Genomic DNA, 12,765 nt, shown 5'->3' on the forward strand with positions numbered 1-12,765 from the left:
ATTTTTAATGTTCAACTAAAATACATAATTAAGATTGATTCCTATAAAATAATTTACAGGATTACCTGGGTAAAAATATCGTGGAGCATTTCCTCCAAAACTTGAAGCGTTAATTAAAATTTGAGAAGCATATTTTTCATCAAAAAGATTATTTACTCCAAAAAAAGCGTTTATTTCTATTTCTTTTAAAAATTTAAATACATAACCAATTTTTAAATTTGTAAGACTATAATCATCAGAATATAAGGTATTCGCATCTGTTATTGGCATACTTCCCACATATTGATAATTGATATTACCATAGAAACCATTAGCCAGTTTAAAATCAATTCCTGTATTAAAAACTGATGATGGAACTCCTGTTAAATCATTCCCTGAAAAATCATTATCTCCATCTATAAATTCTTTAAACTTAAAATTGTTGATTGTAAAATTTGTAAATGTTTGTATGCTCAATTTTTCGTTTCTAACCCATGTAAAATTGATTTCTGATTCCAAACCATCGTGTTGTGTTTTACCTGCATTTATTCCTATAAATTCATCTTGAGCAGTTCTTCTAGAAACTAATAAATTTTTAATATTTAATCGATAAATAGACAGATTAAATAACAAACGATTATTAAAAAAATTACCTCTTGTACCCATTTCAAAATTCCAACCAGTTTCTGGTTGCAGATTGGTATTTATTTGACCATCAGGTAAAAGTGTTTCTTCCAAAGATATTGGCGAAAACCCATGACTTACACTTGAAAAAAAACTTATATTTTTTGACTGCAGATGAGATATTCCTATTTTTGGTGAGAATACTGTGTTGAACGAGAAATCTCCTGATTGATCTGGATTGCTTGCAGAAACTTTAAAAAGATCATCAAGTTTATACCATGTTTCGTTTGCATTTAAACCAACCGAAAGTGTAGTTTTTTCTGAAAAGTTGTAATTGATTTCTGCAAAAACATTGTAATAATTTCTTTTTTCTTTAAAGTCTGATAAAATATTGCCTTGAACACTTCCTGTACCTTGTGGAAAATCTCGATACAAGTTTTCATATGTTTTAGAAGCATAATTTTCATCAAAAATTTCCACACCAATAGTCCATTTTAAGCTGTTATCAAATAATCGATAGTTTCCTAATAAACGAGTTCTTACTCCAAAAGTAAGTGTTTTTTCTTCTAAAATATTAAATGGTCTAGGCTCATAATTTTCTTTAAAAGAAGTAAAAACGCTTGTTACTTGCCTCAAGTTTTTATGAAAAGTATGATTCCAAGACATTCCAAAAACGCCTCTTTCTGAATCTTCAAATCCTCTTGCAATTTTCCATGTAAATACCGCAGATTGTGGATTATTTATAAAATTATCTTCATTAATTGAACTAGGGATAAATGCTTTTAAATCTAAATAACTAGCTAAAAAAGTGAGTTCATCTTTTTCTCCTAAGAAATGATTAGAATTTATAGTAAATGTTTTTCTATTATACTTGTTATTTTCACGAAACCCATCACTTTGGGTATCACTATAAACTGCTTTAAAACTATGCTTTTCGGTTCCATAATTAGCAGTTAAAATACTTTTATGTACCCCAAAAGAACCTACAGAAAATTCTGGTTTTAGACTAAACTCATTAAAGTTAGCACTATAGGGATTTAAGTGAATAACACCTCCTAAACCAGCACCATAAATACTTGATGCTGCACCTTTAATAATTTCAAAATTAGCAATTGAAGCCAATTCAAAATCTTCGATTGTAGTCTGTCCACTTCCATTGGTTAATGGAATATCTTTAAAATATGCCCTTATTTTTGAAGTGCCAAATAGATTTCTTGATCCAATTCCTCTAATTGAAATTCTGTTGGTATTTAATGCTCCATTTTGCATAAAAACCCCTGTAGTTCTATTTAAAATTGCTGAGAAATCTGTGTTGTTTGAGCGACTAATATCTTTAGCCGAAATAATAGCAATAGTAGCTGTTGCTTTTTTTAGTTGCTTCGGAATATGGTTTGCAGTAATAATAACCTCATCTAACTCGAAGGAATTTACAACTAATTGAACAACATAAAATTGATTATTTTTTAGTCGGATTGTTTTTGGGTGATAACCTTTCTTTTGAAATAAGTATACTCCTTCTTTTTCAACTTTAAAAATCCCATTATTACTAGATTTTGTAACGGTTTGGTTTCTAAAATTGATAATTTCTGTACCCTCTAATGGAACTCCATTTTCGTTTAAAACCTTCCCCCTAATAACTGATTGGCTAAACCCTGTAAAAACTTGAATAAAAAAAGCACAAAATGCTATTTTTTTTAGTGATAGTTTCAAAAAATAAATTTTAAAATATAAGCGGCTAAATTAGTAATTTTGATTAAAGAAATAATTCATAAAAAAAACATTACTGTAATAAATAAAAAAAGTATATTTGCAGTCCTAAAATTGATGACTATTTTCGGGGTGTAGCGTAGCCCGGTCATCGCGCCTCGTTTGGGACGAGGAGGTCGCAGGTTCGAATCCTGCCACCCCGACTAAAATGAATACCAATAGAAACTAAAACCTTGTAAATCGTATGATTTACAAGGTTTTGTGGTTTTTGGGTTAACATAAGAATTGAATTAATATAGTTTAGTTTGGTTCACAATTCGGTTCACAGTTTCAAAACACAAAAAGTGTGAACCAAATTGAAGCCTTAATAAACTGTTTTTGAAATAGTTGATTTGACTTTCGTCTAGAAAAATGTTTAATTAAAAGACGACAACTATGCAATCACAAATTAATTTTACCTTATCTTTTTGGGTAAACGCAACACGTATTAAAAACAACCAAGTATCTGTATATGGCAGAATAACTGTAAATGGCAAAAGAGCTAATATTAGCTTACAACGAAAAGTTATTCTATCTGAATGGGATTCTAGAAGAGGAAGAGCAAAAGGTAATAAACAAGAATCACGTTTACTCAATAGGTATTTGGACCAGGTTAAAAATAGAGTTTATACAGCCTATGATGAACTTATAAAAGAAAAAGCATTTATCTGCTCTCAATCAATTAAAGCTCGTTTTTTAGGTGAAGACAATGAAGAATATTCTTTACTTACTTTAATCGATTATCACAACACTCAAATGAGTGAATCTTTAACTTATGGGACTTTAAAAAACTACTTTACAACTCAAAAGTATATCAAACTATTTTTAACTAAAAAAAGAAAAATTCAAGACATCTATTTATCTCAATTAACATATCGTTTTGTTGTTGACTTTGAAAAATTCTTGCGTTCATATGTTCCTTTAGACCATCAAAAACAGATGGAAAACAACACAGTAATGAAACATATTCAAAGGCTCCGTAAAATGGTAACATTAGCTTATAAAATGGAGTGGATTGACAAAGACCCCTTTATAAAGTTTAAACCTACATATATTAAAAATGAGCGTGAATTTTTAAGAGAAGATGAATTGCAAAAAATCATTGAAAAAGAATTTGATATAGAAAGATTAATCCTAGTTAAAGACTTATTTATTTTTAGTTGCTATACAGGCTTATCTTATATTGATGTTATGCAGCTGAACGAAGATAATATAGGTTTAGGTATTGATGGTGGTAAATGGATTATCACAAATAGACAGAAGACACATAATAAGGTAAAAATACCTTTACTTCCTTTGGCAGAAGAATTAATAATAAAATATCAAAGCCATATTAAAACAAAGAAAACAAAAACACTATTTCCTAATATTTCAAATCAAAAATTAAATTCTTACTTGAAAGAAATTGCAGATTTAAGTGGCATAAAAAAGAATCTTACATTTCATATTGCTAGACATACTTTTGCTACTACCATAACTTTAAGCAATGGTGTACCTATAGAAACTGTATCAAAACTACTTGGCCATTCTAAAATAGCAACAACTCAAATCTATGCTAAAGTTATTGAAAGAAAGGTTAGTGAGGATATGAATCTTTTAAGAAATATAATATCTGAAAAAGAAAAACAGACAATTAAAAAAAATGTCAGTTAGGGTATTTAAAATTGTTTTCGTTTTTAATAAGAACACTTTAACTCTTATTGCCTATCAATTCTTATTTCAAAATAGCCATTGCTATATTTTCTCTTTTTTTTTCTCTAAAATTAAAAGCACAGACTAGTAATTTTGAATTAGGATTATTACCCTCAATAAGATTCGAAAAAAAATTACTGAATAATTGGAAAATAAATTTTAATACTGAATTTAGACAAAATTTAGCTACAAACTTTTTGACTGAAAACAATAATTTTGATTACAATTATATTCATACGGATTATACTTTTATCGCAACTAAACAAAAAAGTAACAAAATATCTTTTGCTGGTGGTTATGTTTTAAGAGTAGAAAATAACAATACACTTATGCATCGATTTATATTTCAAATTAAAAGCAAAAGTAAAGTTAGTTACAATATATTATCAAATCGCTTAAGGTTTGATGCTAGTTTCCAAAACAATTACTTACCGATTAAAAGATTAAGATACAAATTTCGAATAAGTATACCAATAAATAAATTAAAGGTTTATTTTAACCTTGGTGCTGAATATGTAAATATTTTCTCAAATAAAAATTTTGATTTAGAAATAAGAACTATACCAAGTTTCACTTTTAAAGTAAAAGATTCTCAATCGATAAACTTTGGTTTAGATTACAGATTAAACTCATTTATTAAAAATGAAACACCAGAAGGTATATTTTGGTTGTTTTTAAAGTATAATATTTCTCTTTAATTAAATTTATTATTTTTTAACTAAAGGTTTTCCTTCCAAATAATAAAAATAAAATACCATCAACCTTATCCCCAATAGATTTTCTTAAAATACTAAAAGCCTTTGTAATATGTGCTTCTACAGATTTTATTGAAACATTTAAATATTCTGCTATTTCTATATTGGTTAATCCTTCTTGTTTACTTAATAAGAAAGTTTGTTTACATTTTGGTGGTAAATTCTCAATTTCAATCTTAACAAGTTTCATCATTTTATCAATTGACTTCTCATCTTCCTCTTCAACAATATAAGTAAGTGCGTCAATATATTTTTTTTCAAGAGTGAGAACAGCTTTCTTTTTTCTGTATTGATCAATAAACTCATTATAAACAGATCTATATAGATAACTTCTAACCACAAATTCTTTTTTAAGCTTATTTCTATTTTTCCAAATACTCATAAACACGTTCTGTACAATATCTTCAGCCAAATCAAAATCATTAGTTAGACTAAAAGCATAAGTACATAACTTTTGATGATATGAAGCAACTAAAAATTTATAGCCATTAGAATCTCCTCTTTTTAAGGAACTTATCAATTCTACATCATTTAGAAAAAGTGATTTCATTTTAGAATATCATAAAATTTAAGGTTATTTAATACGAATGTAGAAAAAAAGTTGCTATAAAAGTTAGGGTTAAGCAAATTTATAACGTTTTATTAATATATAGCAAACATAAATGGTTTCCAAAAAAATACAAAATATACTTATAAAGTATTTGAATAATCAAGCTTCATTTTTAGAAATAGAAGAAATAGAACTTTGGTTAAATAATGATTTGAATAAGAAATTCTTCATTGAGTATGTCAAAGTTAATTACTTAATTGATTTAAACTTAAAAAAGTTTAATACTTCTAATTCTCAAAAAAAATTATTAGAATTTATTTCTCAACAAAAAAGAGTCAAAAGAATTAGAAAAATTGCAGTTTTCTCAAAATATGCAGCAGCTATAGTCTTTTTTTTAGGCATATTTTATTTCGTTAAAAACGATATAGTTTCTGAACCTACTATTGTAAAATCACCTAAAGAAAGTATAACTTTAAAAATGAGCGATGGTAGTGTGAAAATAATTGATGAGAAAGGTAATTTTAAGATAAAGGATAAAGATGGGAATGAGCTAGGAACTCAAAATGGGAATGCAATTGTTTATAATGATAAAGTCAAAATAGAAAAACTGGTATACAATACATTAACAGTACCTTATGGTAAAAGATTTGCTTTAAAATTATCCGATGGCACAAAAGTTAACTTAAATGCTGGAACATCTTTAAGATATCCTGTTAAGTTTATAGAGGGGCAAAACAGACAAGTATATGTTGAAAACGGAGAAGCATATTTTAATGTTACTAAAGATGTAAAGCATCCATTTATTGTATCAAACAACAACGTAAATGTAAGGGTTTTGGGAACTCAATTTAATATAAGTTCTTATCCTGAAGATGTAAATGTTTCAACAGTATTAGTAGAAGGTAGTGTAAGTTTATATAATAGTAATGATGCTTACAAATCTGAAAATGCCACACTTTTAAAACCTGGATACCTAGCAGGTTGGAATAAAAGAAATAAATCAATCAAAATAGAAAAGGCAGATATAGAAGTTCATACAGCTTGGATAAATGGGAGAATCATTTTAAAACATATGAAGTTTGGCAATATCATAAAAAAACTAGAACGTCATTACGATGTAGAAATAAAGAACAACAACAAATCTCTTGAAGAAGAATTAATTACAGCAACATTTGACATTGAAACAATTGAACAAGTTTTTGAGGTTATAAAAGAACTTCATCCAATTGAATATAAAATAAAAGATAAAACAATAACAATTAACTAAAATAAAATGCCAATGACATATTAAATACAGTAAAACTATTGAGTCATAATATGAGAAAAATCGAAAGATGCTGGAACATCTTCCGATTAAATATTGTGACTAAAATTAATTAATCACTAAAATTCACTACAAAAATATGAAAAAAGTAATTAGGAAAAGAGTTAAAAACGCTATTCCAATAACGCTTAATTTAAAAATGAGAATTACTACACTTTTATTATTGGTATCTCTTTTTCAGCTTCAGGCTAATAATTCTTATGCTCAAAAAACAAAAGTCTCTTTAGATTATAAAAATGTTAGTCTTGAAACCATTTTTAATAAAATTGAATCAATTACAGATTTTAAATTTATATACAAAGACAAAGAAATTGATTACAATCAAAAAGTTTCTATTAAAGCAAAAAAGGAACAGCTTTCTAAAGTTTTAAAAAGACTACTTACCAACTCAAAAATCACATATTTAGTTAATGGTAAACAAATTATTTTAAAACCACTTAAAATAGCTTCTAATACAAAACAAGTAATTCAAAAGGAAAAAAATCAAAAAACAACTATTTCCGGAAGCATAGTTGATAAAGATGATAATCCATTACCCGGAGCTAGTATTATAGAAAAAGGAACAACAAATGGTACTGAAACAGATTTTGATGGTAATTTTAAAATTTCTGTAACCGATAAGAATGCAATTTTAGTAGTACAATATCTAGGTTATGCTAAAAAAGAAATTGCAGTAAAAGATAAAACGACTTTTAAAATAGTTTTATTAGAAGATGCAGCAGCACTTGATGAAATTGTTGTAATTGGTTATGGTTCTTTATCTAGATCAAAAGTATTAGGAGCTGTTAGTTCTGTAGGTGCAGAAGACATCAGCGAATTACCTGTAAGTAGCCTAGATGATGCTATTGCTGGTCGTGTTGCAGGTGTACAAATTGTATCAAATGGTGCTCCTGGTGCTGGTTCTACAATTAATATTAGAGGAATTGGTACCCTTACAGCTGGTGGTTCTCCACTAATTGTTGTTGATGGTTATCCCTTAACAGAAGGTAGTGACCTTAATGCTGTTAATCCAAATGATATTGAATCAATGAACATTTTAAAAGATGCAGCTTCTACTGCAATTTATGGTTCAAGAGGTGCTAATGGTGTCATCATTATTACTACCAAAAAAGCAAAATCAGACAAAGTAACTTTTAACTTCAATACTTTTTCTGGGTTTCAAGAAGTCCTAAATCAACCTAAATTTATGAATGCGTATCAATTTGCAGAGGTAGTAAAAGAAGCGAGAGATTGGGGATATGTATCTGCAGACCCAGCGAATAGAAATGAAAATGATAGCAATGCTACAAGACTATCCCAAGGTGCAGTATCTAGACATTTAATTCCATCTAATTTTGATAAGTATTTATCAGGTACTCCCGGTTTAACAGATAATAATTGGTTAGATGATATTTTTAGAAGTGGTAGAATTGAGAGTTATGATGTTTCTGTTTCTGGAAGGTCAGGAAATACAAATTGGTATGTTTCTGGTGGATATTTCAATCAAGAAGGTTTAATACTTGGTTCGGATTTTAAGAGATATATTGCCAAAGTTAATTTAAATACAAAATTCAATGATAAATTGTCTTTTGGTATAAACCTAACCCCTAGTATTTCTAATAATAATCGTGTAATCGATGGATGGACAGATAGTCCTTTACAACAAGCAATATTATCAGAACCCTTTTTCACACCATATAACAATCAAGGAGAACTAAATATTAGTCAACAAATTAGATGGCATAATAATGGAGGTACTGATGGTGCTTTAACAGAAAATCCAGTTGCAATAGCTTTAGGGCGTAAAGACGAAAGAAATAAATTTCGATTATTTGGTAGTACTTTTTTAGAATATCAAATAATAGAAGGTTTAAAGCTCAAAACGCTATTAGGTGGTGATTATGACTATTCTTTTAGAGAAGCATTCAGACCATCTTCAATTGGTAGTTATAGAAATGATGTAAATTCTACAGTAGCTTGGGCTACAGAAAGAACATCAGTAAGAAAAAATATTATTACAGAAAATACTTTTACCTATAATAAAAGTATTGGTAAACATAGTATTAACGGTTTAGCAGGGTATTCTTATCAAAAAGAAAACTCCACACGTACTTTTGTAGATGCTCCCAATTTAGATAGCGATAATATTCCAAATATTGCTGGAACTGCTGTTACAACTACAGATAAAGACATTTCAGAATGGGTAAGAATTTCTTACTTTGGTAGAATTCAATATGATTATGATTCTAAATATTTAGTTTCTGCCTCTACTAGAAGAGATGGTTCCTCTCGTTTTGGAGCAAATACAAAATTTGGTAACTTTTCTTCTTTTTCTGCTGGATGGGTAGTAAGTAATGAAAATTTCTTTCCAGAAGATTCTTTTATTTCCAAATTAAAATTAAGATATAGTTGGGGACAAACAGGTAATGATCAAATTGGGAACTTTGGCTCTATAGCAACGCTTAAAAATCTAAATGGTTTTATTAATGGTGGTTTAGCTACTGGGCAAATTCCAAGTGCATCTCCTAATGCAGATTTATCTTGGGAAACATCAGTTACAAATAATATTGGTTTTGATTTAGGTTTGTTTGATAATAAATTAAATTTAGTAGTAGATTATTTTGTTGCTAAAACAGAAGATATGCTACTCGATGTTCCTGTACCATTACAATCTGGTTTTACTAGATCTTTGCAAAATGTTGGTAAAATGGAAAACAAAGGATTGGAAATTGTTTTGTCAACATCAGATATTAATTTAGGTGGTGTAAAATGGAATTCGAGTATCAATTTTACGACGATAGATAATAAAGTTAAAGCTTTAGGCCCTGGACAAACTGAAATTATTGATGGTGCCCATATTACAAAAATCGGAAATTCTATTGGTGAACTTTTTGGCTATCAAGTTGATGGTATTTATAAGTCTCAAGCAGAAATAAACGCATCTGCACAAAGTGGTACTGATGTTCGTGTTGGAGACTGGAGAATCGTTGATACTTCAGGAGATGGTATTATTAATGATGATGATAGACAATCATTAGGAGCTACTTTACCAGATTTCACCTATGGTATGAATAACAGATTTTCTTATAAAAACTTTGATTTAAACGTATTTGTTGATGGCGTTCAAGGTGTTAATGTTCTTGATAGAACTGTTAGAAATGCATCAAATGGCCAAGGTTTTTCAAATCAATTTCAATCTTATTACGAAAACAGATGGCATCCAACAAACAATCCTAATGGATTTTTAGCAAGACCAGACTATACACAATCCAGTGAAAGATTAAGGGCTAACGTCTCTTCAGCTTTCATAGAAGATGGTTCTTTTTTCAGAGTTAGAAATATAACTTTAGGTTATAGTTTATCTGATTCTATATTAGAAAAGATAAAACTTTCAAAGTTAAGGGTATACGTTACTGCAACAAATCCCTTTATATCTACTAATTTTAAAGGTTTTAACCCAGAGCAAAGAGATAATAATAATCCATTATCACCAAGTGATAATGAGGGTGTTTATCCTCTAAATAAATCATTTGTTTTGGGATTAAACGTTTCATTTTAACTAAAAAATAAAAAAAATGAAAATAACAAATTATATTAAAATATTGGTTGTATTAATAGTTTTTACAGCCTGCGAAAATGATTTAGATACTGCTCCTGAAGATAGATTTACAGCTGGTAGTTTTTATAAGAATGCTTCAGATATTGAAGCTGCTGTGAATGCTGCTTATGGTGGCCTCCAAAAAAATGGCCTTTATGGTTTTAACTATCATATTCTAATTGAAACTAGATCAGATAATACTTTTGAAGAAGAACCTTCAAATTCTGGTGGTTTTGGAGATGTTGATTTATTTAACAGAGTTACAACAAATGGAGTTTTTAGACAAACCTGGGTAGATTCTTATGTTACAATCCAAGCAGCTAATATTGTCTTAAACAGAATTGATGCAATTACTGATATGGATAGTGCTTTAAAAGAAATAAGAAAAGGGGAGGTAAAATTTATAAGAGCATTGGTTTATTACAACTTGGTGAATTTATATGGTGGTGTTCCTTTAGTATTACAAGAAACAACAAATCCAACAGATTTCTTTGGACAAGGCAGAGCGAGCGAGCAAGAGGTTTTTGATCAAATAATTATAGATTTAAATGAAGCTTCAAGTGCTTTACCAGAATCTAATGATATTGGTAGAGCAAATAAAGGTGCTAGTCTAATTCTATTAGGTAAAGCACATTTAACTCTTGGTAACCCTTCTGAGGCAGAAACTGCATTAAGAGCAATTAACGGATATACATTTATAAATACATATGCAGATTTATTTGGCATTGCTAACGAAAATAATGCAGGTTCAATTTTTGAAGTGCAATTTCAATCTGGTGTAAATGGAGGTGAAGAAGGAAGTTTATTTGCGTCAAAGTTTAATTCTCAAAAAAACCCTGGTTCTAAAGGAAACAATATCATTACTCAAGATTTGTTAAACTCTTTTGAAGCTGGAGACTTACGTAGAAATGAGATTATCCAAGACCCTTTAGACCCTACTGTTTACATCTCTACAAAATATATAGATAACACAAGAACTCTTGTAGATGATGGAGATAACAATGCCATTGTTTTTAGATATGCAGACGTATTACTTTCTCTAGCAGAAGCTTTAAATGCAAAAGGGTATGTTGCTGGTGGAGAGGCCTTCGATTTAATCAATAGAATTAGAACAAGAGCTGGTTTACCAAATTTAACATCAGCTACAATTACAAACCAACAAGAGTTTACAGAAGCACTATTAAAAGAAAGAAGACACGAATTTTTCTATGAAAGTCATAGATGGTTGGACTTAAAAAGATTAGGTGATCCAGTCCAAGTAATGAATAATCATTTTGCAGGTTTTGTGGGTTTAAATATTACCATAGACCAAAATGATTTACTATTACCAATTCCTTTAGATCAATTAAATAGTGATCCAGGAAGTATGCAACAAAACCCTGGTTATTAATATAAAAATTACAAGTAGATGAAACCTTATAGTAAGTTTTTAGGTATTCTTTTTTTTCTAATTCTAAATGCTTGTGGTTCTGATGAGCCAATAATAAATCAAGTAAATGCCTCTTTTGAAATTGAACAAAGTGAATATTTCGCAAATGAACCTATAAGGTTTTCAAATACATCTTCTGGTATTGGTACAAATTCAGTTTTTGAATGGGACTTTGGTGATGGTAATACCTCAACAAATAAGAACCCTACACACTCGTATGCTGCTATCGGAGAAGGTACATATACGATACTTTTAAAAGTTTCTAATGGCAATAATGAAAGTAGTTTTACAAAAGACATAACTATAGCCTTTACTGAAAACATAGTTGGCAGAAAAAGTTTAGTCGAAAAACTAGGAGAAAATAAAATTTTAACCTGTGCTCATAGAGGCAATCAAAATAACGCACCAGAAAACTCTTTAAAATCAATTCAAGATGCGATTAATGAAGAAATAGAAATGGTTGAAATTGATATAAGACAGACTAAAGATGGTAAGTTTGTTTTAATGCATGACAGCGCTTTAGAAAGAACTACTAATGGTTCTGGAAACGTAAGCGATTTCACATTGGTAGAACTGCAAAAACTAAAGTTAAAAGATAATAGAGGAGTTTTAACATCAGAAAAAATCCCTACGCTTCAAGAAGCTTTAAATCTGGGTAGAGGTAAAATCTACTTTGATTTAGATATGAGTAATAATAAAGTGTCATTTGATAGAATATATCCTGTTGTAAAGCAATATGGTATGATAAAACAATCTATTTTTTATACACAAGGTGTAAGCATTACACAATCAGCTCTCAATAAAGATGAAAACGTCATTGCTATGCCAGTGATTAGTAACGAAAATAGATTAAGCCAATTCGAAGATGATAGTAGAATAAAAGTTGCTCATTTTCAGTCTCAAACTTTCAATCAAAATTTCGTAAGTAGAGCAAAAGCAAAAGGCTGGTTCATATTTATGAATGCTTATATTAATACAACAAAAACTCCTTTAGATGATAATTACGCTGAAGTAGATAAAATAAGTAATCTAGGAGGTAATATTATACAAACAGATAACCCTGTTTTAATTAAAGAACATTTAAACTAA

At 29.0% G+C, this 12,765-nt stretch carries 8 protein-coding genes and 1 tRNA gene; 7 read left to right on the forward strand and 2 right to left on the reverse strand.

Features of this window, described 5'->3' with window-relative positions:
- Nucleotides 1-15: 15 nt before the first annotated feature.
- A complete protein-coding gene (locus FP421_RS13030) occupies nucleotides 16-2,313 on the reverse strand; it encodes a TonB-dependent receptor family protein (RefSeq protein ID WP_236548113.1) in 2,298 nt (765 codons plus the stop codon).
- A gap of 125 nt (nucleotides 2,314-2,438) precedes the next feature.
- On the opposite strand from FP421_RS13030, the gene FP421_RS13035 reads away from it, so the two are divergent.
- The 3 genes from FP421_RS13035 to FP421_RS13045 all read left to right on the forward strand — a co-directional run bounded on the left by FP421_RS13035 (nucleotide 2,439) and on the right by FP421_RS13045 (nucleotide 4,739).
- Nucleotides 2,439-2,513: transfer RNA gene (locus tag FP421_RS13035), tRNA-Pro, on the forward strand.
- A gap of 232 nt (nucleotides 2,514-2,745) precedes the next feature.
- Nucleotides 2,746-4,002, forward strand: a complete 1,257-nt coding sequence (locus FP421_RS13040) for a site-specific integrase (RefSeq protein ID WP_159951338.1) — start codon at nucleotides 2,746-2,748, stop codon at nucleotides 4,000-4,002.
- A gap of 47 nt (nucleotides 4,003-4,049) precedes the next feature.
- Nucleotides 4,050-4,739 (forward strand): DUF2490 domain-containing protein, encoded by a 690-nt coding sequence (locus tag FP421_RS13045; protein ID WP_159951340.1) that lies wholly within the window; start codon nucleotides 4,050-4,052, stop codon nucleotides 4,737-4,739.
- 16 nt (nucleotides 4,740-4,755) lie between these two features.
- On the opposite strand, the gene FP421_RS13050 is transcribed toward FP421_RS13045, so the two are convergent.
- Entirely contained in the window at nucleotides 4,756-5,346 is a 591-nt protein-coding gene (locus FP421_RS13050) for an RNA polymerase sigma factor (RefSeq protein ID WP_159951342.1), read from the reverse strand.
- A 151-nt stretch (nucleotides 5,347-5,497) separates the two neighbouring features.
- Between FP421_RS13050 and FP421_RS13055 the strand changes: the two genes are divergently transcribed.
- The 4 genes from FP421_RS13055 (at nucleotide 5,498) to FP421_RS13070 (ending at nucleotide 12,765) form a co-directional block, all read left to right on the forward strand.
- A complete protein-coding gene (locus FP421_RS13055; RefSeq protein WP_159951344.1) occupies nucleotides 5,498-6,613 on the forward strand; it encodes a FecR family protein in 1,116 nt (371 codons plus the stop codon).
- A gap of 136 nt (nucleotides 6,614-6,749) precedes the next feature.
- Nucleotides 6,750-10,208, forward strand: a complete 3,459-nt coding sequence (locus tag FP421_RS13060; protein ID WP_159951346.1) for a SusC/RagA family TonB-linked outer membrane protein — start codon at nucleotides 6,750-6,752, stop codon at nucleotides 10,206-10,208.
- Nucleotides 10,209-10,224: 16 nt separating this feature from the next.
- Nucleotides 10,225-11,637, forward strand: a complete 1,413-nt coding sequence (locus FP421_RS13065) for a RagB/SusD family nutrient uptake outer membrane protein (protein WP_159951348.1) — start codon at nucleotides 10,225-10,227, stop codon at nucleotides 11,635-11,637.
- Between the two features lie 18 nt (nucleotides 11,638-11,655).
- On the forward strand, nucleotides 11,656-12,765 hold the full coding sequence (locus tag FP421_RS13070) for a glycerophosphodiester phosphodiesterase family protein (RefSeq protein ID WP_159951350.1): 1,110 nt from the start codon (nucleotides 11,656-11,658) through the stop codon (nucleotides 12,763-12,765).

Origin of the sequence: Polaribacter septentrionalilitoris, assembly GCF_009832745.1 — a bacterium.
Classification (GTDB): domain Bacteria; phylum Bacteroidota; class Bacteroidia; order Flavobacteriales; family Flavobacteriaceae; genus Polaribacter; species Polaribacter septentrionalilitoris.